The organism is bacterium (assembly GCA_008933615.1).
In the GTDB taxonomy this organism is placed as follows: domain Bacteria; phylum CLD3; class CLD3; order SB21; family SB21; genus SB21.
Genome location: WBUR01000012.1, coordinates 21,315 through 44,188, shown reverse-complemented (window position 1 = coordinate 44,188; position 22,874 = coordinate 21,315). Strand labels below are relative to the sequence as shown.

Below are 22,874 nucleotides of genomic sequence, written 5' to 3'. Positions count from 1 at the left end.
CGTGGCATTAAAAAGTCAGTTACTCATGATAAAGCTCAATCTACTACTTTTCGTCGTATTTTTGATGGTCATCGGCGTTTCCTGCTCTAAGAAAAAAACGGAACCGGAAGCAACGATGCAACCCGAGCGGCAAACCGTAATTACAAATGAGTTTCCAATTTTACCTGGACGAAATTTGGATTCATTAAAGCATCAAAGATACGAGGACAGGATATTGGCTTTTTCCATTGAACTCGGCCATCGCAGCAATGATTTTAACCTGCGGTTTGCGATGATGTTGCGTGCAGGAACAAACACTGACTGGAAGGCGGCAATAAAGAGGGTTATCGAGTCTGAGAACTATAAGTCGGCCGAAAAATATAACATGGATTATCTCGACAGCCTTCACACGCTTATATTGAAACCTTCTTCAGAGTATCAAGAGCATTTGACCGCGTTAACGAATTCATTCGACAGGCTTCGGAGTAATTATTCGCTAATAAAGAATTATTCAGGATTCAGAAACACGCCGGCAATCTTGGATTCCGTATTGAGTAACGAGTTGGTGATTAAAGGGTCGTTACGAAATTTTGAAGAATTTATGAGAACGGTTATAAACAAAAAACTCCCGAACTGAACCATTCGGGAGTTTTAGAATCTGCTATTAAAATAGAGTTATTTCTTTACGCCTACCACTTTCATTTTCACGCCGTTTTTGAAATTATCAGAAATAGTCTTTCCTCCTTTTTCAACGTCACATATTGATGACCACCCGTCTTCTGCTACGGTTTTTACGGATAATTTACCAAGATCGGTAGTCTTCTTACGCATCTTGCCTGCAACTTCTATTTCCGTTTCAATATAAACTTTGAACATGTCGTCTTTTCTTACGCCGATATCTTTGCCGCAAGTTATATTGACCCGCACAGCGCCTTCTTTCTTACTTTCCTTCAAAATTTCAAAAATTTCACCTTCGACCGGGAATGCCGATTTTGCCCATTCGTAAACCTTGTCTTCAGCCTCGCCCAACGCCGCAAAAGCCGCATTAGACGGCGTATTGGAACCGCCAAGAGTAGCAACAACATTGGTTGCGCCTCCCGATTTTTTCATAAAACTGCCCAGCATACCTGCTACAGCGGCTTCAGCGCCTCCTTTGTCGCCTTTAAAATCCTTCGACGCCGTAATTTCACCCGTTGCAAGATCCACGATGCGAAGCTGCATTTCTACATTACCGGTGTACGAATTTGTAGCTTTCCCTTTCGAGTCTTTGATTTCTGTGGCGGACACATTCTGCATTTGCCCCATCACCATGTAAGCAGCTCCAAGCATATTGCCCATCTGGACGGCAGTTTCCGTGTTCACATTATCGGACATTTGAAAATTTTGTTCGTTCATGATCTTTTCAACGTCCTTGCGTGAAAGGACTTTGAATCGTTTCAGTTTAACGAAGGCATTGGTCACTTTTTCTGTGGCCGCATCGGCGAAGGCCTTGACTTGGTCGGCATCGGAGAAAACATCCGAACTTCCGGCTCTCCACTGTACCGATCGCGCACCCGTTGCGGAATAGGATTCGGTCGCTCCGTAATTCTTGCTCAGCGCCACGTAATCGAAAGGGACAATGGCAATCCCTTGTTTTTCTGCATCCATCGAGGTTTTTCCCTGTGCCCAGAGCGGTCCCAGAGTTAAACCGGCCAGCAGTATGCACGTGGCTGCGAATTTTAGGATTTTCATGTAACTCCTCCTGTTCGTTTCGTTTCTATGATATGTTTTTTGAAAGAAAGACTTTTCGATCCTGTACAATCACTTTGTTCTCTGCAAATAACTGGACTGCCTGATAATAAATCCGATGCTCCAAAGCGAGCACCCGTTCCGCCAGCGTTTGCGGCGTGTCATTGTCACTTACTTCCAAAGCCTCTTGCATGACGATCGCACCGTGGTCGTATTCAGGATCCACGAGATGAACGGTGACCCCCGTTATTTTTGCTCCGTAATTAATAACCGCTTTGTGAACATGCTCGCCATACATCCCTTTCCCGCCAAATGCAGGTAACAGAGCGGGATGAATATTCAAGATCTTATTTGGGTAAGCTTCAATCAACGGCAGTCCTATCTTTTTCATATAACCGGCTAACACAATCATTTGGATCTGATGTGATGCCAGAGTTTTTAGGAGCGTATCGTGAAACTGTTTTTTATCTTCAAATTGTTCTGAAGCAATACAGATATGGGTGAGTCCTTTTTCACTTGCCCATGCGAGAATGCCTGCATCCGGGTTGTTGCTGACAATTAAGGCGATCTCGGCGTTGAGCTTTCCATTTACAATGGCGTCGTGAATGGCTCGGCAATTAGAGCCCTGCCCGGAGGCAAATACTGCAATTCGAAAACTGGACATTTTAAATAACGCTGAAAGCGTGCTTGTAAATGGGTGTTCAGAAGGTAAAATAATATGAGGTGGAGTGCAAGAAAAAAAATCCCTCCGCCGAGAGGCGAAGGGACGGAATTCTTAGCGCTTTTACCTATTACGAAGCGAGCTAAAAATTAACTTTTCCTTACGGCCGTTTTGAGAGCTTTGCCGGCACGGAATTTAGGAACTTTTGCGGCAGCAATCTTCAAGGCAGCGCCGGTCTGGGGATTTCTTCCCATACGAGCTTTTCTTTTGGAAACGCCAAAGGTTCCGAAACCAACTAATGTTACGGCTTTACCTTTTTTCAACGAACCGGTGACGGCGTCCACAAACGCATTCAAAGCTTTTTCGGCTTTGGTTTTTGGCACGTCGGCATCTTTTGCCATTCTGGCAACGATCTCTGCTTTGGTCATTTTAATGACTCCTTTGTTTGATTAAAAAACGGCGTATACAACTATTATTATACGCGCGCATACTTGTCATGCTTCATTCCGTTGCGCGGAATTCTCTCGTGAAGCATGAAAAGACAGGGTAGAAAAAATATTGTGCTTATCCGTTTTACTCACATACGTCATGGTGAGCCCTTCGTCAGGGCTCAGGACAAGCTTGTCGAACCATGACAAAATATAGAAAAGTCAGCCTTCGACTGCGCTCAGGCTGAACCTATCTTTTCCATTTGTGATTCAACCGGATATGCACGAAAAATATTGTAAAGGAACAAAAAGACAATTTTTCAGGCTTGAACACTTTTATTTCGGACGACCCTTGCGGATGCCTAACCAGACGGTGTTTAGAATGGGTAGTCCGCGTAAATTCAGGATGGTACAATATAATTCATGAAACGAGGTTTGTCAAGTTTTATTTTAAGGAAAGCCCTTATTTTGAGGTGTTTTGAGCCACTATACCCAAAAAACGCTGATTTTTAGGTGTTTTGCGGGGTGCAGAGGTTCGAGAAAATGCCGATCGCGCAGATAGCGGCTGTTTCAGCTCTTAAGCGTCGTTGTCCTAAGGAGAGACTTATAAAATCACGGCTGACAGCCGTACGGTGTTCTGATTCGGTAAACCCGCCTTCCGGCCCAACGAGAACAAGCATCTTCGTCCCGGTGATAATCATGCTTTTTGTAAAATCAAACACGGGCCGATCAGATTTTTCATGAAAAATGATTTTCACATCGTAATTGTTGCTTTTTTCTACAAGTTCAGCCAGTGGGGTTACATTGTCCAGTCGCGGAAGGACCGATCGCCTGGATTGTTTCATCGACGACATCATAATTTTTTGCCAGCGGCGAGACTTATTCTTACCTGGATCGGCTAAACTTCGTTCGGTCTCCAGTGGAATTATGGTGCTGACCCCAAGTTCTGTGCATTTTTCAACCACAAGGTCAAAATGATCGTGTTTTACGAGGGCTTGTGCCAACGTGATATGCATCGGTAATTCCCTAAGCCGTGTCTTGCTGTCTATAATCCTGCACGATACCGTATCCTTGTGCGCCTCCTCCAGTTCAACGAGATATTCGTTACCCGAACCGTCAACCGCAAAAAAAAGATCGCCTGCTTTTTTCCGCAATACTTTGGTGCAATGGAATGCTTCTTCGCCTCGCAGTATCACCGATTGGCGGTTATCGACGTCTTCAGGCATCACGTAAAAATATTGATCGTCATGATTTGGAGATTTCATGAGGCTCGAAACTAAAATTTAGGGGTGAATCGAAGGTAGATTACATAATCGCCGCGTTCGGTTTTAACACCCTTTCTCAGTGGAAAAGCGGCTTCGCAGCGGATCCATTCCGTTAAGGCCAAACCGAAACCGGCATCGGCGCGAATATCTTTTACACCGATACCGCCAACACTGACCACCGGCTTGGTATGATCAACCTTCCAGACATAACCGGCATCTGCAAAAAGCATGAGGTCGGTATTCTTGAAAATCTGACCTAACCCCCAAATCTTTGTCAAAAAGGATTTAGGAAGGAACGTTCCATTAAAAAAATAATCCCAACTAAATATGGCGAGACGGTTGCCGTTCTGGAATTCCCTGTACGAGTATCCGCGCAAACTTCCGTATCCGCCGATGTCGTATAGGAATTGATCCTGCGGCAGCGGTGTGCCCGCGGTATCCGCTGTAAATTGAGTTTTGCCCTGATACGATGCTAATTTCAGCGTAAAAAGCGATTTTTGCTTTGTAAATAATCGTTGATAGCGATTGAACTCGAGATACATACGTTGATAAGAAAAATCCGATTTGGCAATGTCGTGAAGCAATATCGAATTTTCGTAGCGGCCGCGGAGATGCCATGCATTCACGAATGAAGTCGGCGAAGGCCTGAAATCAATATCATAATCTAAAGCAATAAAATAATCCCTGCCTTGCGCTACCGGCGGATTGAGAGCAAATGCTCTTTTACCGTCGATTTTATCGCCGCCGCTTGAGAACACACTCGCTTCTGCTTTGTTCCGCATGGAGTAAAAATTTCGCATCCCGGCGGATATATCTATTTTATATGTTCCGTTCCAGTTCTGGCCAAATGTCAGCGTCGTTCCGCGTGTGCGGTAAAAATTGAAATAGTCGAGTTTGAATAAAAGTGCGGTCATCGAGTTTTGCCAGTCCGGCAACACGTATTGGTCATTCGTTTCGGTCAGGTCATAATACGCGGCGCGCAGAATGAATTCGTTATTTTCATATTGAAAATTCTTTTGAATTCCGATCATATACCGCGGAAACTTACCGGCAACGGCGTAACCTGCTTTCCCGTCTGCGAAAAAATTCTCGTTAAAAAAATACTGGCTGGAAGCGCCCGTGAAAAGGCCTTCGCCTTTATTGTATCTGAGCCACGGCGCGACATTAACTTTATCGTTCTTTTCGTAAATATAAAAACGGCTTTGCTGGGAGTATAGTTGCGACGAGAAAAAAAGGATCGCGAGAAGTATCAGCGATGAAAGATAATTTTTCATTTTTTTACGGTGTTTCGTAAACAAGAAAACCCGTCAGGCAGAGACGGGTTTGAGCTGCTCAGGTAGGGCTCGAACCTACAACCCTTCGGTTAACAGCCGAATGCTCTGCCATTGAGCTACTGAGCAATTTACAAAGAGGCGAAATGTAATCGGCTGAGCCCAAAAAGTCAAGAATTTTTTAGGATTTAGGGTATTTGGCAAGCCACGAAGACACCAAGTCTCAAAGAAATGGTGAAGAAGATCAGCGATTAAAATTTAAAAAAAAATCATCACTGTATACTAATATAGGTTTATTCATCGCCAATATCCTGATGACTGGGATGGTTAATTGCATATGCATTTTCATAATTCTTGTTTACTAAGCGAACTTATCTTCATAGATTGTCAGTATTCATATAAATTCGTTTGACGGAAAAACCGTCAATAGACGAAATTTTGTTTGACAAATCACAATCTTTAACTATCAAATGTCGATAAAAAACATATATTTATCATATAGGCATGATTGTTGAAGTAAATTGATGCAAAGACACTGGAGGTGTTTCATATGTTATTAATGAAATATAGAATAGCTGTTGCGGCCTTAGCTTTTTTCGTAACGATCATGGGGGTCGGTTGCGGATTGGGTGACGATGATTTTACGGATACATCTATTCAAATCCAGAAGATAATCGACCTTGACGAAGAAGGCCTATTCGCGCCCGGCTTGAATAACGATGGCGATTCGTTATACGCGGCTGATTTGTCAAAATCGCTTGCCAAAAATGGCGCTTCGGATTTCTGGATGAATGCTGCCAACGGTTTTCGATTTGGAAGATATATCCCGAATGGGGTCGAGAGGATAAAACCAATCGACATCATATTTCAGGATTCGCTCGCTTATGCAACTGTGCGTTATCGACTCAATGGCAGTTTCATCGTTGACAGCGCCGGAGCAAGGTCGTTTAAACCGCTTCGACACCAACTCTCTCGTTCGATCACTTTCGTGCAAAGGAATAATCCGGTAACCAAAGACGAATGGCAACCCTTGACTGTTTCTGCGGCGTATGGCAGTTCGCTCGATCCCGCAACATTGGCGGAAAACACAAGGATTTCTATAGATTCGATTTGGATTGTGACGCCTGATCAGACTATTTTCGTTGACGATCCGGCAGAAATAGTGAATTTCTACCATCATCCCGTTACGTTGCAAAATAATGATTCGATCATGGTGTTGGTGAAAGTCAGAAATAGGGTTGACGCCTTCGACCGGCCGGTTGGATTTATTACCAACGGGAAGAATAGAGACACCCAGAGCAACCAATACCGCCGTCGACTGGAAATGATGCGAATTCCCTTTACCGATTATTATAGAAAAACGGTATATGTCGAGACTTCGCAGAAGCGCGGCTATAACCAGCTGGTTATCGACTTTCTGACTATAAGTACTATTAACAAGCGCGCAAAGCCGTACGATTCGTATATGATAGCCGTGCCTTATCGCGTACAATGATGTTTTGATCGAAGTACAATTACTGATAGAGCATACAGAACTTGAGATGTACACTATCTTAAAATAAAACTTCGGATTCGATCGAAGATTGTTGGGCAGTATTTTTAGCACATCGAAATTTTATAATCCCAATTTTTTTAATCGATCATTCAGCGTAGTCCGCTTAATGCCCAGCATTTCTGCGGCTTTTGTTTTGTTACCACCGGCTTTTTCGAGGATCTTTGAAAAGTAATCCTTTTCGATTCGTGCCGCCTCATTTTCAAATTGCTCAAGAGATTTTTGCGCTAAATCGGTCATGGCGGGCGTTTGTTTGGGCACGACAGATAAGTCAAACGGCTCGGATTTTTTTATTTCGTCCGGCAAGTTCTCGGAAGTTAATTTATCCTGAGTTGCGAAAAGGATCATGCGGCTCAAAATATTCTCCAGTTCACGAATATTCCCGGGCCAGGGATGCTGCATTAATCGTTCCATCAGGTCGTTACTGATGGCTTGAATGTTTTTATTGTTAAGTTTGTTGTGTTTGTCGATAAAAAACTGAACTAACAGAGGAATGTCTTCTTTACGCTCGCGTAACGGCGGCAGTGAAATGGGTATTACATTCAAACGGTAATATAAGTCCTCTCTAAAAAAACCGGCCTTAACCTGTTCAAGTAAATTCCGATTGGTGGCAACGATCGTACGAACATTCACTTTTCTTATGTCATTATCTCCGACACGGCGGATTTCGCCTTCCTGGATAACGCGCAACAGGCGCGATTGGAAATTAAGTGACGTATTGGTAATTTCGTCAAGAAAGATCGTCCCTCCGTCGGCTTCTTCAAATAGTCCCTTCTTGTCACTATTCGCGCCGGTGAACGCGCCTTTTTTGTATCCGAATAGCTCGCTTTCAAGAAGATTTTCCGGCAATGCGCCGCAATCTACAGCTACAATTTTTTTATTCTTACGGATACCGTTATAATGAATTGCCTTCGCAACCAGTTCTTTCCCGGTGCCGCTCTCGCCCTCTATTAGAACATTGGCCGAATTATCGGCGGCGTTTTCGATCAGGTGGAAAACCTGCCTCATCATTTTACTGTTACCGATAATATGGTATTTAAGAAATTTCTCCTGAATCTCCGATTTGAGTTCAATATTTTCTTTGCTGAGATAATCTTTTTCGAGATTCAGTTTTTCATATAAGCGGGCGTTCTCAATGGCAATACCGGCGATGTTAGCAAACGATTCTAAGAACTTCAGGTTTCTCGGACTGAAATAATTTGTGTCAAATTGTTTGTCAACGTACACCGCGCCGATAACATTATTTTTGATCTTCAGAGGAACGCACATAATGGATCGAATGTTGTATGCGACGATGCTTTTCCGTGCTTTGAAGCGGTCGTCTAAATTGGCATCGGCCGTAACGATGGACTGGCCGGTTTGATAGACCTCCTGAACGATGCTCTGACTTATATGCGTCATATCTGAAAGCGTTTCCTGGTCGATATTGCGAGCCCCCTTCATATCGAACTGATCGGATATTTCTGACTTTATGAGAATCAATCCGCGATCCGATTTGGTATTCTCAATGGCATTGTCCATAATTCGGTCAAATAATGTTTCCGAGTCCAGGATCGAATTGATATTCTGCGTTATTTCATATAAAACTTGAAATGATTGAATATCAAATTCCCTTTCTTCGCTGAAAAAATGTTTGTACTCGTTGATGATTTCCTGATTTATGGGCAGGCTCATAAAGCTTGACTTGAAATCCGAACGCTTCAAATTGCTTTCGATTTCTTTAATCTTATCGAAAGCCTTTTCAAGATAATTTCCGATAAGGCTTCTGGGCGCATGGGAACCAAGTATCGTCTGGTAGTGGTTATAATAAATTTCGCCGGCACTGAATTCAAAATATTTTTGTTTGTCAAGGAGAGCAACTGCCTCATTTGAATAGGTAATGGCTTTGGATAAGTTCCCGGTAAGTCGCATTGCTTTGGACAATAAGTTAAGTGCATGAATTTTTAAGCTAGCCGTTATATCGGAGCGGTGAATATCAGATAAATCGGCTAACGGCCCGGTTAGTTTTTCAACCGCCGAATATGATATGTTCTTGAAACCCGTTTCGATTCCAATGCGTAATAAGATCAATTTGGCGTAGAATGAAAGCTCCGGGTTTTCATCTTTTTGAAAGTAATTTAAAGCTTCTGTGGCATTGTGAACCACATTATCAAATTCCCCCTGCGCCAACTGTAGTTCAGCCTCATAAAGACGCCTGTTAAAATGATCTTTTTTATTGTTTAAACTGATTGCGTGCTCGATTGCTTGTTTAAGGTGCATTTGGGATTGTTTGTACATTCCGAGACGCAGATAAACAAGCCCTTGATTGGCTGTAGTTCTTCCGACAGCAGATGAATCATCTAATTCATTACTCAGAGTATGGACTTTTTCATTATAATCGTACGCATATTCGTATTTGTGCATATCGAGATAGATTAGAGCGCTTTGTTGATAAAGCCGCTGTTCAAGCTTTTTGTTCCTTGTGCTCTTAATCCACGTATGCGTTTTATTTAGATATGCAATAGCCTGGTCCAGATCGTTTGTTTTGTAGAAAATTCGCGCAATATTAAAAACCGCATTGATCTTTCGTTCTATATCCTGACGTTTTTCTGCAAGGTCGAAAGATCTGATAAAATATTCTTTTGCCTGTTCATAATCTCCGATGGATCCGTAAGCCGTTCCCAAACTATTAAGGCATTCCATCTCCAGCTTTTGGTCATCCGAACTCACCGCGAGTCGGTGCGCTTCCCGGTAATTATCCAGCGCTTTATTCCACATGGCGCGATTATAAAAATTTCTTCCGAGTTGACGATGCAAGTGTCCAAGTAGAAAGTCATTTGTTTTTTCTTTGGAAATTACAATCGCCTTTTCACAGACCTTTTGTGATTCTTCAAATTGTGATATACGCTCAAGGTAATTGGCTCGGCGTAAGAGGCCGCGCAGGATAGTCTGTTGGTTGTTCTGACGGCCCCCAATATCAAGGATGTCCTGAAGGATATTTTCCTGATCTTTGCGTTCACCCAATTGATCATACAATTCTTCCATCTTGAACAATGTGTCAACCAACGGATCGTTTTGATCTATACTGCGCTGTATCGAAGACGCTTGCCGGAAACTTTCGAGAGCTTCTCTTGGCAGAAATGCCGCTTTCTGTATACTTGCCAACTCCAGAAGAAAAGGCAGGGCCTTGGTCTTTTCAGATGAATTAAAATAATGAAAGGCGAGCGCTGATGTGAACTTCCCGGCATCAAGCGATTCGTAATGACGCGCCAATTGCAGGTGATGCTGCATTACAATGTCCATGGGTATGTTTTTGTAAACATGTTCGCGCAAATACTGACTGCTGAAAATAAAAGATCCATTGGAATGATTAATAAGTCCTCTGTTTACTAACCGCTGAAATTTTACCAAAAGTGCGGTATCGGCATTAAGAACGCGCATCTCATTAAGGGCAAATGAAGAAGGGAAAATCGACGCGGCCTCCAAAATCTGTTTGTCTTCGCTCGTCAAGTTCTTGATCTTAGCCAGGACAAACTCTTGAATGGAAGAAGGAATTGAAACCGGCTCTTCTTTGCTGAGCTGCCACTCCCGATTACTTACAATCAGGTTTTCCGTCTGAATAAGATATTCAAGCGTGTGGTGAACCAAAAAAGGGTTGCCGCGTGTTGCATCATATATTTTACCGGTGATCTCTTCACTTATAGAAGGGTCATTGAGCAAAGTTTTGATAAAAGAGGCAGTGGAGGGCGGGTCGAAATTTTTGAGTTGAATAAACGGCGCGTCATGGTGAACTGCACTCAAATAAAATGCGATCTTGCACGGCGACTCAAACGTCAATTTCCTGAAAAGGTAACTAAAAAAATCGTTTTCGAAATCATTCCGTTGATCGCAGTCATCTATAAGAACGCAGAGCCGTGAAATGTTTTTTAGAGATCCCAATACTAAATCGGAAAGGCCGGAAAACAAATTATCACGATCTAGCAGAATATTTTCCGGATTTGTATCCTGAATCCATTCCCATTCCCGAATGAATTCATCCGAAGGTTTTGCCGTTTGCGTAAAGTAATAAATGTGGCGAAGAAAGGAACGGACTTGGTTACGACTATGCGAAGGCGCCGTAGGCAATGACATGACGACGTAGCCGTCTCTTTCAAGATTCATTTTGAATTGTTTTAACAATGTCGATTTGCCGACGCCTGCTTCTCCGGTAATCCCAAATATTGAAGTCTTATCAGGTTGCCCTTCGGTGAAAAATTGTACAGTAGCCTCTGTCAACTGAGCCAATTCGCTGTCACGATTGACAAAGCCGGAATGCAAAACGATGTGATCTTCGAGTTCGATAGGCTGGAATTGGGTACGAATTGGATTGAGGTCCCGATAAATCTCCTCTACGTTTTGATAACGGTATTTCGGATCCTTTTCTAATAACTTTAAAATTATTTTTTTGACGTCCTCAGTAACAAAAGTATAATTCGAGTCTATGGAGCTGATTTTCTTTTCGAGATGATTGACTACGACATTTACTACATTGGCGTCATCAAACGGATTTTTACCGACGGCCATTTCAAGTAAAATGACACCCAGGGCATACAGGTCGCCCCTGCGATCGGTTTTTTCTTTTTTGATTATTTCAGGAGAAGAATACTGGATAGTCCCCTGTCCGGTATCAGACTGAACTTCACTTTCCATTCGTGCCAGGCCAAAATCGATCAATATTATCGAAGTCGCTGACCCGGCCGCATCGTTTTGTAAAACAATATTCTCAGGTTTCAGGTCGTAGTGCACGATTCCGTGATTGTGGCAATACTGAAGTGAAGAAAGTAATTGAAAAAAAACAGAATAGAATAAGGAAGGAGTAAGCTTTTGTCCGGCGCCAACAAATTCGGCTAAATTCTTTCCTTCAACCCAGTCCATGGTGAAAAACAACTTGTCCGGAGACGAATACAGATCGTAAACTTTTGGCAAGTGCCGGTGCTGGAGATTATATAAAATTTCATATTCACGCAAGAAGGCGGAGGGATTGGCCATGTCCGGTCCGGCGCATTTCAAAGCGATCCATTTCTGAAAAATGCGGTCCCATGCCTTGTAAACAAAACTCATGCCGCCTTCGCCGATCTGTTCCTGGATCTCGTAACGCGGGTGGAGTTCCGGCAACGATGTTTTATTTATTCCCATCTCTATTCGAAATCCTTGATCGTAAGTTGCAGTTCCCTTGTATTGACCATCTTCGTATTAGCTATTTCCGTGACTTCCGCGCCGATTAATAAAATGATCGATGAAAGGTAAATTGAAAAAATGGTAATGACGACTCCGGCGATTGACCCGTAAAAAACGCTGTATCGCGCGAAATTTTGAACGTAATAGGCAAACCCGTGGATGCTTAGCTCCAGAAGAATGCCCGCTACGGCCGCGCCGAGCAAAGCTGCGCGGTTGAATATATCCGTGCGCGGAAGAATCTTGTAGATGATGTAGAACATAAGTATGGTCAGTGCAACCGGCATAACTTCGGTAATAATATCCCAAACGTAAGGGAGATTGGAAAAATCGACGTTGAATAAGTTCGCTCTGCTGTCCTTCAGCATTTGCAAGATTGCATTGACCATGTTGGACAACAAAAAAACCGAACCGATGATTAGGACCATACCCATTTCGACCAGCCGGCTGACAAAATAATTTCGCGCCTTCACGGCGAATATGGTCGACATCGCGTCTTCCACGGCCGCAAACGCGCCGCTGCTGGTCCACAGGAGCGAGGCGATACTAATTATACTGACCCACCCTTTATTTTCCAAAAGGCCTTTAACGTTGCTGATCAAATTGCTTTGGATAACCAGATCTAAAATAAACTGGCGTGAACTTTCCGGGACACGATTGGACACAAAATTGACTATAAATAATTCCGCTTCTTCCGGGGACTGAACAAACGTTCCCAGTAACGAAATAACGATGAAGAGCATCGGGATGATACTCAATAAAAAGAAAAATGAGATTGCGGCGGCGTTAGTCGTCAGTTTGTGCCGGTCGAAAATGCGGGTTTGAACAGTAGTGACATAATAAACCACAGGCGACTTGAAAATAAAACCTAGTAATTTGACCCACCAGACGATAAGAGTGCGGAATCTTTTCATTAAAACGGCGTGTATGTGCTTCATAGGATTTCAGAAGTGAAACTTGAACTCGAGTAGAATAATGTAAGCACAATACGATTTGTATTCAAGCAAAAGGTATGGGATCATTTTGTAATTATTGATTTTCAATTCGTTTTTGGTTATCATGGCAAAGTTCGAAAATGGACATTTAAAGATGAGGACACTATGCTTGATCTGAAGTTTATCCGCGAAAATTTAGACCTGGTGAAAAAGGCCGCCAAAGAGAAAAAGTTCGATGTAGATTTTGATTCGCTCGTCAAATTTGATGACGAACGCAAAGCGATCATTCTTAAAGTTGAAGAAAAAAAAGCGCGACGAAATAAAGCGTCTGAAGAAATAGCGAAATTAAAAAAATCCGGACAAAATGCGGACGCGCTGGTTGCCGAAATGAAAAAGGTCGGCGATGAAATTAAGATTTTGGACGAACAGCAAAAAGCCGCGGAGGCAAGTCTGAATCAGCTTCTACTTACGGTTCCGAATATTCCTCATCCGTCGGTTCCTGACGGATCAACGCCGGAAGACAATAAGACGATATTCACATGGGGTGAGATGCCTAAGGCGGATTTTCAAATGAAGCCCCATTGGGAGTTGGCAGAAAAACTAGACCTGATTGACTTCGCCACAGGTTCAAAAATTGCGGGCTCGGGGTTTCCTGTGTACAAAGGCGCCGGCGCTAAACTCCAGCGCGCGCTGATCAATTTTTTTCTCGATAAGGCTGGTGAGCATGGATACAAGGAAGTTCAGCCTCCTATTGTAGTAAATGCCGACAGCGCGACAGGTACAGGACAATTACCCGATAAGGAAGATCAAATGTACGTCGTGACGCGGGATGAGTTTTATCTTGTGCCTACGGCGGAAGTTCCGGTGACGAATATTCATCGGCAGGAGGTATTGAAAGCTGATCAATTGCCGATCAAATACGCCGCGTATACTCCGTGTTTTCGCCGCGAGGCCGGCTCGTACGGAAAAGATGTTCGCGGGCTTAATCGTCTGCATCAGTTCGACAAAGTTGAACTGGTCAAATTTGTTCATCCCGATTCATCGTATGACGAATTAGAAAGTTTGCGACAGGATGCGGAAAAGCTTTTGCAAGAACTGGAACTGCCTTATCGCGTTTTATTCATGTGCAAAGGGGATATGGGATTTACTCAGACGAAAAAATACGATCTTGAGGTTTGGTCTGCTGGGCAACAACGATGGCTGGAAGTTTCGTCGTGCAGTAATTTTGAGGCGTTCCAGGCGCGAAGAATGAATATCAAATTTAAGGACACCGCTGGAAAACCGGAATTTGTTCACACCCTCAATGGATCTGCTCTGGCTTTGCCGCGTGTTGTATCGGCCATTCTTGAAAATTATCAAACCGATGAAGGCACGGTGGTTGTTCCGAAGGTGCTGAGAAAATATATGGGAATGGACGTGATCAAGTCCCAATAACTTTGTTGCCGGCGAAACACGCGAAGCAACACTAAAAAATACAGACCATCTCCCGCAAATTTCGCAGATACACGCAGAAATGGTCTGCGCAAAAAATTCGCGGTATCTGCGGGATAAAAGAAGTAAGCTGACTAGTACGGAAGTTTATAATTCCAGGGAAACAAGATCCCGATGAGCAAAAAGCTTCTCCTCCCATCACTTTATCTCTCCGCTCTTGAATCGCAATTTGACCTTTCCTTAGGAAATCCCGTTCCGAAGCAACTCAAACCTTTTGCGCAAACGATCAGCGAAATGTCCGCGGGTCTTAAAAAAAACAGGAAACGGGATGTATTTGTTTCTAAAACGTACCTGGATGACAAAAAATATTGCGACGCATATCTATTGTATTATACAACGTGTAACCTGCTGAAAATGTATTACCCGCTCGGAGAACTAAAAAAATCAGAATTTTTCAAAGGGAATTCCGCTTTGTGTGTATTGGATTTGGGCAGCGGAACGGGCACGATGATTATTAGTTTATCATCGTGGCTCGCAGAGAATTTTCCATCTAGCAGAACACACTTCACTGCATGGGACCAATCATCCGTTGCGCTGCAAACGCTTGAGAAATTTTATGAAAGATTTGATTGGAAGTATGAATTAGAAACTCATCCAATGGATATTGAGAACATCCGCCTCACAGATCAACGCTACAATCTTATAACCGGAGGAAATGTTCTGAATGAATTAACTAAAAACGGTGAGGAACAATTTATTAATATATTGGAACGGAATTTATTACCGGACGGTTTTGTCATCCTTATCGAACCGGCATTGAAAAATTCGTCACGGCGATTACTGGAATTAAGGGACCGACTTTTGCAAAGCGGATGGGTTATGTACGCGCCATGTTTCACGCACAATAGTTGTCCTGCATTGGCAAATCCCGAGGACTGGTGTCATCACGACATGCCATGGGAGAGGCCAAAATTCATTGAAATATTGGACGAGATGGTGGGACACATCAGGAAGTCACTGAAATTTTCTTATCTTATTTTAAGCCGGCGGAATATTCATCTGTCGGAATTTATTGCGCCGAAAAGAAATTTTACAAATCAATTTCGTGTTGTGTCCGACCTATTCAAAGAAAAAGGCCGGCGCCGAATTTTTTTGTGTAACGATCTCGGGCGAATCGAGTGCTTGAAAAATAAGCGTGACAACAGCGAGAAGAACGGAGCTTTTGATGATCTGGAATTGTACGACATCGTACAAATTGATTCGCTGTCTGAAAAAAAAGAGGTCAAAAAAATTGAAAAGGAGATTACGGTCGCCAAGATAGAATAGGGCGGCTAATTGACTTTCGAGGGTTTTTTTGGGAGTAATTTATGGATAACTTTGATAAATTCGTCGATTGAGAATAGCTTATTCATATAATGATCGGCGCCCGCGTTCATTACTTTCTTTCGGTTGCCGGCCACGGTGAGTACGATAACAGGGATGTGTTTTGTCAGCGGATTGGCTTTGAGTTCCTCACACATTTTAATTCCGTCTTTACCCGGCATCATGATATCGAGCGTAATGAGATCGGGTTGATGCGAGAGCGCCATTTCCATTCCTTCGTTTCCGTCGCGAGCCTCGATCACATTGAACTGTGAGAACCGAAGAATCCGGCGAATCATTTCCCGAACTTCGTCTTCATCGTCCACGATCATGATCGTATGTGTATTGGTATCCGTTTTAGTCATTGCTATTTTTAATTTGGGATAAAATCGATCGAGGGTTAATTTGGACTAACGTGTTCTTGTAAATGAAATTTCTACAAAAAACCGTAGATTAATTTAGGTCATGAAATGCTGAAAATCAATTGATTATTAGCCGATATTTTTTGTTATTAGTTAAAGTGTAAAAAGACACTTACACATTGTTTGCTTGTAAGATTAAATAAAACAATTATATAAAAACTATGATCCATGACTTGCAAACCGACGTAAAATTTTTGCCGCGTATCGGCCCGAAAAGATCCGAAGCGCTGTATGAAGTAGGCATTTTTACTTTGTGGGATCTATTAAATTATTTTCCGCGACGCTATCTGGACCGTTCGCATGTCTTACCGATCAAAGACCTGAAACTCCATGAGGCGGCAACCGTCGTCGGACGCGTGGAGAATTTTTCATTGATTAAAAATAGAAAAGGCTGGGGATCACGATTTCGTTTAATTCTGGAAGACGATACGGGGCACATTAATCTTGTTTGGTTTCAAGGCGCGCAATATTATGAAAATGCTTTTGAACGCGGCAATATCCTCGCGGTGTACGGGAAGGTTGAATTCTACAACGGCGAAAGACAGATAACGCATCCGGAATTTGACCGATTGGAAGATGAAGAAGAGAATAACTTCCTGCATACCGGGTCGATCATTCCGGTTTACCCTTCCGGCGAGGCGCTGCGCAAAAAATGGTTTGACAGCCGCGGTTTCCGCAGACTGATCAAGCCGCTTTTGCCGATGACGGATACATTGGAAGAAACCTTGCCTCGGCCTATCGTGGAAAGAAATAAATTGCTGTCGATTCAGGCTACGTATAGTCAAATCCATTTTCCTCTGTCGATGGACAATTTAGAAAAAGCGCAAGAGCGGATAAAATTTGAAGAACTTTTTTATCTTCAATTGATGATGGCTTATCGAAAGAAGAGGATCACATCGGCGCAAAAAGGAATAGTTTTTTCTAAAGTGGGCGACAAAACGAAAGAGTTGATTTCAAAATTACCGTTTCAGCTTACCGCAGATCAGAAAAAAGTTCTGCGGGAGATTCACGCCGACATGCAGTCGCCGCATTGTATGAACCGTTTGATTCAGGGTGACGTCGGCAGCGGCAAAACTATCGTGGCATTGCTCGCTATTCTGATTGCCGTGGAGAACGGATATCAAACTGCGTTTATGGCGCCGACGGAAATTCTGGCCGAACAGCATTATTATGTTATTCAAGAATATTTATGGAGTATGAATATCCGCGTCAGTTTGCTTAAAGGAGGACAGAAAAAAAGCGATCGTGAAAAAATACTCTCGGACATTCAAAATCATCAGACGGATATTGTGATCGGAACGCATGCGATTTTTCAGGAGCAGGTCGAATTCAAGAGATTAGGACTCATTGTTATTGATGAACAGCATCGTTTCGGCGTCATGCAAAGAGCGGAGATCAGGCAGAAGGCAGTTGCACAAAGAATTTACCCGGACGTTTTGGTTATGACGGCAACGCCGATCCCACGCACGTTGGCGATGGCAGTGTACGGCGATCTTGATATTTCTGTTATAGCAGAATTACCCATCGGCCGAAAACCTATCAAAACGGTTTCCCGTAAAGAGGACGCGCGGAAAAAAATCTACGAATTTATTCGCACCGAAATCAAAAAAGGGCGGCAATGTTACATCGTTTATCCGCTCATTGAAGAATCGGAAAAATCCGATCTGAAGGCGGCAACGGAAGCTTTTGAATATTTATCCAAAAAAATATTTCCCGATCTGCGACTTGGACTCCTGCACGGAAAAATGAAAAGTCCTGAAAAACAAAACGTGATGTCGCAATTCAAAAACCATGAAATTTACATTCTGGTTAGCACTACCGTGATCGAAGTTGGCGTAAATATTCCCAACGCGACGATCATGCTGATCGAACATGCGGAACGATTTGGACTGACGCAACTGCACCAGTTGCGCGGGCGCGTGGGCCGAGGCGGCGAACAGTCGTACTGCGTATTGATGTTGGCCAAGGACGGGCTGATAGAAGAGAGCTTGGCGCGAATAAAAGTCATGGAAGAAACGAACGACGGGTTCAAGATCGCGGAAGAGGACCTTAAGTTGCGCGGGCCGGGAGAGTTTTTTGGAACCAAACAATCCGGACTGCCTGAACTTAAAATGGCGCATATTTTGTTCGATCAGGAACTGATGAAAAAGGCCCGCCAAGCGGCGTTCGATCTTGTCAAAAACGATCCACAGTTGCGGAGCACGGAAAACGCGTTCATTCGAAAAAAATTCATGAAAGAATATTACGATAAATTGGGGCTTGGTGAAGTGGGATAAGTATTGAGAAAGTCATTGGAAAAACCCATCAGAATTTATACATTTAGAATGTCTGCAACTGCTCAGCAAGCGCATAAATTTTTTGCTGAGAAAACAAAACAATCCCTATAACCACCTTATCAAAGTCGGAACAAGAGGGAATTGATGAATCTAAAACAATACTATAATTAATGATTCCACTCCGAGATACCGTTCCATCTTCTACGTTTCCCGTTGTCACTGTTACATTGATGATCATCAATGGAGCCGTCTTCATTTTTGAATGGTTTTTGGGATCAGATATAGGTGTTTTGTTTAGTGTTTTAGGAATCATTCCGGCCAAATATTTCTGGATGGCGCAGCACCAACCGGCTGACTATCTCGGCCGATTCGGCCCTTTGGTATCTTCTATGTTCCTCCATGGCGGCTGGATGCATGTGATAAGCAATATGTGGTATCTGTGGATTTTCGGCGACAATGTGGAAGACCGAATGGGCCACAAAAAGTTTTTGTTATTTTACGTTCTCTGCGGTTTAGGAGCGGGATTTACACACATTTATCTAAATTCCGATTCGCCCATCCCGACGGTGGGCGCGAGCGGCGCGATTGCAGGAGTCATGGGTGCGTATATTGTTTTGTATCCAAAGGCGCGCGTAGTGACCTTACTCCCGATATTTATTTTTATTCAGATCATTGAAATTCCGGCGTATTTCTTTTTAGGTTTTTGGATATTGCTGCAGTTTTTTCAAGGAACGATGGCGCTCGGGGCAGAGGCACATACCGGCGGGGTCGCGTGGTGGGCACATTTCGGCGGATTTGTCTTTGGCGCTTTGTTAGTGTTTTTATTCAGAAAGCCTGTGGAACGATACGTAATAGAAGATTGATAATCGGGAACATTTGAAATTATGAATTATAAATTGAAAAGGATAAAACGTGGAAACTGAAGTCTATAAACCTAAACATAAGATTCGTTTTGTCACCGCGGCGAGCTTGTTCGACGGACACGATGCGTCGATCAATGTGATGCGGCGCATTTTACAGGCGTCGGGAGCGGAGGTCATTCACCTCGGCCATAACCGCTCGGCTGAAGACGTGGTGAATACCGCCATTCAGGAAGACGCGCAGGCGATTGCGATCAGTTCGTACCAAGGCGGCCATGTCGAATATTTTAAATATATGCGGGACTTGCTCAATCAGAAAGGCGCGCAGCATATCAAGATATTCGGCGGCGGCGGCGGGGTCATCGTGCCGGAGGAGGTCAGCGAACTCGAAGCTTACGGCGTTGAAAAAATTTATTCCCCGGAAGACGGGCGTAATATGGGATTGCAAGGTATGATCAACGACATGCTACGCAAAACCGATTTTTCCACTATCGATCATCTCAACGGGCAAGTGGAAGGTTTGTCTAAGAAAGATCCAAAGGCGATAGCGCAATTGATCACTTATGCTGAGGAAATTGTCGAGGGCTCGCGTAACGGCACACTGACCGATCTGAGAAAAAAAATAGATAAGATCAAAGTCAGCAAAATCATTCCGGTGCTTGGCATTACCGGTACAGGCGGTGCGGGAAAGAGTTCGCTCACGGATGAACTCGTTCGCCGGTTCATCAACGATTTTTCAGATAAGACGGTAGCGATCATTTCCGTTGATCCGTCGAAACGTAAGACGGGCGGCGCTTTGCTCGGTGACCGTATCCGGATGAATTCCATCGTACATTCTCGCGTATACATGCGCAGTCTTGCCACGCGTCAATCTCATTTAGCCTTGAGCAAAGCCATTCAGGAAGCGATCGAGATCACAAAAGCGGCGGCGTTTGACCTGGTCATTGTGGAAACGGCGGGCATCGGGCAGTCGGATTCGGAAATTGTTGATCTGGTCGATGTGTCCATGTACGTGATGACCTCAGATTTTGGTGCGGCGACGCAATTGGAAAAAATCGATATGATCGATTTTGCAGATATCGTCGTTCTCAACAAATTTGATAAACGCGGTTCGCTCGACGCATTGCGTGATGTACGTAAACAATACAAACGCAGCCGCAAATTATTTGAAGCCGGAGACGACGCGCTTCCGATATTTGGAACTATAGCGAGCCAGTTCAACGATCCCGGCGTCAATATGCTGTATATGCATCTCATTGGCGCGATTAAGGAAAAAGTGAAAATAGACTGGACATCGTCGATGGTACTCACGCAGGAAATGAGCGAAAAGAAATATATTATTCCGCCGGCGCGAACGCGTTATCTCAGCGAGATCACGGATACGGCGCGCGCATACGGACAATTTGTATTGGAGCAGTCGGATATTGCGCGGAAACTATATCAATTAAAGGGCACGAAAGAAATTTTTAAGAATCAGGATGCTTTCGCGGGAGGACAATTAAAATCGTTTGAATTAGGCGGCGCGGAGGAAGGGACTTCGAAAATCACCTTTGACAAAATCTCGAATGCAGGCGATGTAATTCATGCTATCGACCAGATGATCGAGAATCTGAATATCCGTCTCAGGCCCGAATTTAAGAAACGCCTGAAGGAGTGGGATCATTTCAAGAAACTGTATGCGCAGGACAAGATGGTTACGAAAGTCAGGGACAAGGAGATTGTTAACGAACTTTCGACTTTATCGCTTTCCGGAACGCGTATTCCAAAAGTCTCGCTGCCATCGTATCAGGATTGGGGCGATCTGCTGAAGTGGATCATGAAAGAAAACGTTCCGGGAGAATTTCCATATACTGCAGGCGTATTTCCGTTCAAGCGCAGCAGTGAAGATCCTACACGGATGTTTGCCGGTGAAGGAACGCCGGAGCGGACGAATCGCCGGTTTCATTATCTTTCAAAAGATCAGGCATTTGTTCGGCTGTCAACGGCTTTTGATTCTGTTACGCTCTACGGAGAAGACCCGGATTATCGTCCGGATATTTACGGCAAGATCGGAAATTCCGGCGTATCCATTTGCACGCTGGACGATATGAAAAAATTATACGCCGGATTTGATCTCTGCGATCCCAACACGTCCGTTTCCATGACAATCAACGGGCCTGCGCCGATGATACTTGCCATGTTTTTTAACACGGCGATCGATCAGCAGATTGAAAAATATCTAAGAGAGCACGGACAGGCAGATAAACTGAAGAAACCGAAAGTCGATCATTCCCATCCGCACTATGAAAAAGCGATCAAATATGACGGTGTGCTTTTCGGTTATAGTACGCTCGGAATCACGGGGGATCAATTAGTTGACAAAGAGACGTATAAGAAAATCAAAACGCATACGCTGAGCGTGGTGCGCGGAACCGTTCAAGCCGACATATTAAAAGAAGATCAGGCGCAGAACACCTGCATATTCTCAACGGAATTCGCGCTGAAGATGATGGGCGATATGCAGGAATACTATGTAAAGAAAAAAATAAGGAATCATTATTCCGTCAGTATTTCCGGTTATCATATCGCAGAAGCCGGCGCCAATCCGATCACGCAGGCGGCGCTGACGCTGGGCAATGGTTTTACTTATCTGGAATATTATTTATCGCGCGGAATGAACGTCGACGATTTCGCGCCGAATCTGTCGTTTTTCTTTTCCAATGGGCTTGACCCGGAATATTCCGTGATCGGACGTGTTGCGCGCAGGATATGGTCGGTTGCGCTGAAATATAAATACAAAGCCAACGACCGTTCACAAAAACTAAAATATCATATTCAAACTTCCGGCAGAAGTTTACACGCGATGGAAATTAGTTTTAACGATATCCGCACGACGCTGCAGGCGCTGATGGCGATTTATGATAATTGCAATTCGCTTCATACTAATGCGTACGATGAAGCGATCACGACCCCGACGGAAGAGTCCGTACGCCGCGCGATGGCAATACAATTGATCATCAATAAAGAACTCGGGCTAGCGAAAAACGAGAATGTCTTGCAGGGATCGTTCATCATCGAAGAATTAACCGACCTGGTGGAGGAAGCGATACTGACGGAATTTGACCGTGTTTCAGAACGCGGAGGCGTTTTGGGTGCGATGGAAACCATGTATCAGCGCAATAAAATCCAGGAAGAATCATTACTCTATGAAAGCCTGAAACATACCGGCGCATTGCCTATCGTCGGTGTGAATACATTTCTGAACCAGAATCCCGATCAAACGCCGCATCAAACGGAATTGATCCGTTCCACCAAAGAAGAAAAAGAAGCGCAGATTATCAACTTGAAGAGTTTTTGGAAAGCCAATGATAAAGAGTGCGCAAAAAGACTTCAATCTCTGAGCCATACCGCATTGCAAAACGGAAATATTTTCGCAGAATTGATGGAGACGGTCAAGAGCTGTTCACTCGGGCAGATCAGCGGCGCGCTGTACCAGGTTGGTGGACAGTATAGAAGGAGCATGTAGTTTGTA

The 22,874-nt window shown here is 43.8% G+C and carries 15 protein-coding genes and 1 tRNA gene; 7 read left to right on the top strand and 9 right to left on the bottom strand.

The genetic code is table 11. The features are described 5' to 3' along the window. The first annotated feature begins 1 nt into the window (after position 1). Positions 2 to 616: a hypothetical protein gene (locus tag F9K33_06110; protein KAB2880218.1), complete on the top strand. Its 615-nt coding sequence runs from the start codon at positions 2 to 4 to the stop codon at positions 614 to 616. Positions 617 to 654: 38 nt separating this feature from the next. On the opposite strand, the gene F9K33_06105 is transcribed toward F9K33_06110, so the two are convergent. From F9K33_06105 to F9K33_06080, 6 genes are all read right to left on the bottom strand, one after another. Then, entirely contained in the window at positions 655 to 1,710 is a 1,056-nt protein-coding gene (locus F9K33_06105; GenBank protein ID KAB2880217.1) for a hypothetical protein, read from the bottom strand. A gap of 25 nt (positions 1,711 to 1,735) precedes the next feature. Further along, a complete protein-coding gene (locus tag F9K33_06100; GenBank protein KAB2880216.1) occupies positions 1,736 to 2,371 on the bottom strand; it encodes a phosphoribosylglycinamide formyltransferase in 636 nt (211 codons plus the stop codon). A gap of 146 nt (positions 2,372 to 2,517) precedes the next feature. Continuing rightward, entirely contained in the window at positions 2,518 to 2,796 is a 279-nt protein-coding gene (locus F9K33_06095) for an HU family DNA-binding protein (GenBank protein KAB2880215.1), read from the bottom strand. Positions 2,797 to 3,305: 509 nt separating this feature from the next. Then, positions 3,306 to 4,061 carry a 16S rRNA (uracil(1498)-N(3))-methyltransferase gene (locus F9K33_06090; protein ID KAB2880214.1) on the bottom strand — a complete coding sequence of 252 codons (756 nt, stop codon included), beginning with the start codon at positions 4,059 to 4,061 and terminating at the stop codon, positions 3,306 to 3,308. An 11-nt stretch (positions 4,062 to 4,072) separates the two neighbouring features. Then, positions 4,073 to 5,335 (bottom strand): BamA/TamA family outer membrane protein, encoded by a 1,263-nt coding sequence (locus F9K33_06085; GenBank protein KAB2880213.1) that lies wholly within the window; start codon positions 5,333 to 5,335, stop codon positions 4,073 to 4,075. A 54-nt stretch (positions 5,336 to 5,389) separates the two neighbouring features. After that, a tRNA-Asn gene (locus tag F9K33_06080) sits at positions 5,390 to 5,461 on the bottom strand. 421 nt (positions 5,462 to 5,882) lie between these two features. On the opposite strand from F9K33_06080, the gene F9K33_06075 reads away from it, so the two are divergent. Further along, complete coding sequence (locus tag F9K33_06075) at positions 5,883 to 6,827, top strand: hypothetical protein (protein KAB2880212.1); 945 nt, start codon at positions 5,883 to 5,885, stop codon at positions 6,825 to 6,827. 120 nt (positions 6,828 to 6,947) lie between these two features. Here the strand turns inward: F9K33_06075 and F9K33_06070 are convergent, their stop codons facing one another. Both F9K33_06070 and F9K33_06065 read right to left on the bottom strand, forming a co-directional pair. Then, on the bottom strand, positions 6,948 to 12,038 hold the full coding sequence (locus tag F9K33_06070) for a protein kinase (protein ID KAB2880211.1): 5,091 nt from the start codon (positions 12,036 to 12,038) through the stop codon (positions 6,948 to 6,950). Positions 12,039 to 12,040: 2 nt separating this feature from the next. After that, a complete protein-coding gene (locus F9K33_06065; protein ID KAB2880210.1) occupies positions 12,041 to 13,015 on the bottom strand; it encodes a YihY/virulence factor BrkB family protein in 975 nt (324 codons plus the stop codon). 162 nt (positions 13,016 to 13,177) lie between these two features. Here F9K33_06065 and serS point away from each other — a divergent pair, with 162 nt between their 5' ends. Together serS and F9K33_06055 are read left to right on the top strand one after the other, a co-directional pair. Beyond that, positions 13,178 to 14,446: a serine--tRNA ligase gene (gene serS / locus F9K33_06060; protein ID KAB2880209.1), complete on the top strand. Its 1,269-nt coding sequence runs from the start codon at positions 13,178 to 13,180 to the stop codon at positions 14,444 to 14,446. 171 nt (positions 14,447 to 14,617) lie between these two features. Beyond that, a complete protein-coding gene (locus tag F9K33_06055; GenBank protein ID KAB2880208.1) occupies positions 14,618 to 15,769 on the top strand; it encodes a class I SAM-dependent methyltransferase in 1,152 nt (383 codons plus the stop codon). Between the two features lie 5 nt (positions 15,770 to 15,774). Here F9K33_06055 and F9K33_06050 read toward each other — a convergent pair whose 3' ends face one another. Then, complete coding sequence (locus F9K33_06050; GenBank protein ID KAB2880207.1) at positions 15,775 to 16,170, bottom strand: response regulator; 396 nt, start codon at positions 16,168 to 16,170, stop codon at positions 15,775 to 15,777. Positions 16,171 to 16,388: 218 nt separating this feature from the next. On the opposite strand from F9K33_06050, the gene recG reads away from it, so the two are divergent. The 3 genes from recG to F9K33_06035 all read left to right on the top strand — a co-directional run bounded on the left by recG (position 16,389) and on the right by F9K33_06035 (position 22,868). After that, a complete protein-coding gene (gene recG, locus F9K33_06045; GenBank protein KAB2880206.1) occupies positions 16,389 to 18,503 on the top strand; it encodes an ATP-dependent DNA helicase RecG in 2,115 nt (704 codons plus the stop codon). A gap of 170 nt (positions 18,504 to 18,673) precedes the next feature. Next, positions 18,674 to 19,366 (top strand): rhomboid family intramembrane serine protease, encoded by a 693-nt coding sequence (locus F9K33_06040; GenBank protein KAB2880205.1) that lies wholly within the window; start codon positions 18,674 to 18,676, stop codon positions 19,364 to 19,366. Between the two features lie 49 nt (positions 19,367 to 19,415). Beyond that, on the top strand, positions 19,416 to 22,868 hold the full coding sequence (locus F9K33_06035; GenBank protein KAB2880204.1) for a methylmalonyl-CoA mutase family protein: 3,453 nt from the start codon (positions 19,416 to 19,418) through the stop codon (positions 22,866 to 22,868). Positions 22,869 to 22,874: the final 6 nt, after the last annotated feature.

Excerpts from the sequence above, each read along its gene's own strand:
- F9K33_06105 (KAB2880217.1), bottom strand. The coding sequence starts at position 1,710 with ATGAAAATCCTAAAATTCGCAGCCACGTGCATACTGCTGGCCGGTTTA.
- F9K33_06100 (KAB2880216.1), bottom strand. The coding sequence starts at position 2,371 with ATGTCCAGTTTTCGAATTGCAGTATTTGCCTCCGGGCAGGGCTCTAAT.
- F9K33_06095 (KAB2880215.1), bottom strand. The coding sequence starts at position 2,796 with ATGACCAAAGCAGAGATCGTTGCCAGAATGGCAAAAGATGCCGACGTG.
- F9K33_06090 (KAB2880214.1), bottom strand. The coding sequence starts at position 4,061 with ATGAAATCTCCAAATCATGACGATCAATATTTTTACGTGATGCCTGAA.
- F9K33_06085 (KAB2880213.1), bottom strand. The coding sequence starts at position 5,335 with ATGAAAAATTATCTTTCATCGCTGATACTTCTCGCGATCCTTTTTTTC.
- F9K33_06075 (KAB2880212.1), top strand. The coding sequence starts at position 5,883 with ATGTTATTAATGAAATATAGAATAGCTGTTGCGGCCTTAGCTTTTTTC.
- F9K33_06070 (KAB2880211.1), bottom strand. The coding sequence starts at position 12,038 with ATGGGAATAAATAAAACATCGTTGCCGGAACTCCACCCGCGTTACGAG.
- F9K33_06065 (KAB2880210.1), bottom strand. The coding sequence starts at position 13,015 with ATGAAGCACATACACGCCGTTTTAATGAAAAGATTCCGCACTCTTATC.
- serS (KAB2880209.1), top strand. The coding sequence starts at position 13,178 with ATGCTTGATCTGAAGTTTATCCGCGAAAATTTAGACCTGGTGAAAAAG.
- F9K33_06055 (KAB2880208.1), top strand. The coding sequence starts at position 14,618 with ATGAGCAAAAAGCTTCTCCTCCCATCACTTTATCTCTCCGCTCTTGAA.
- F9K33_06050 (KAB2880207.1), bottom strand. The coding sequence starts at position 16,170 with ATGACTAAAACGGATACCAATACACATACGATCATGATCGTGGACGAT.
- recG (KAB2880206.1), top strand. The coding sequence starts at position 16,389 with ATGATCCATGACTTGCAAACCGACGTAAAATTTTTGCCGCGTATCGGC.
- F9K33_06040 (KAB2880205.1), top strand. The coding sequence starts at position 18,674 with ATGATTCCACTCCGAGATACCGTTCCATCTTCTACGTTTCCCGTTGTC.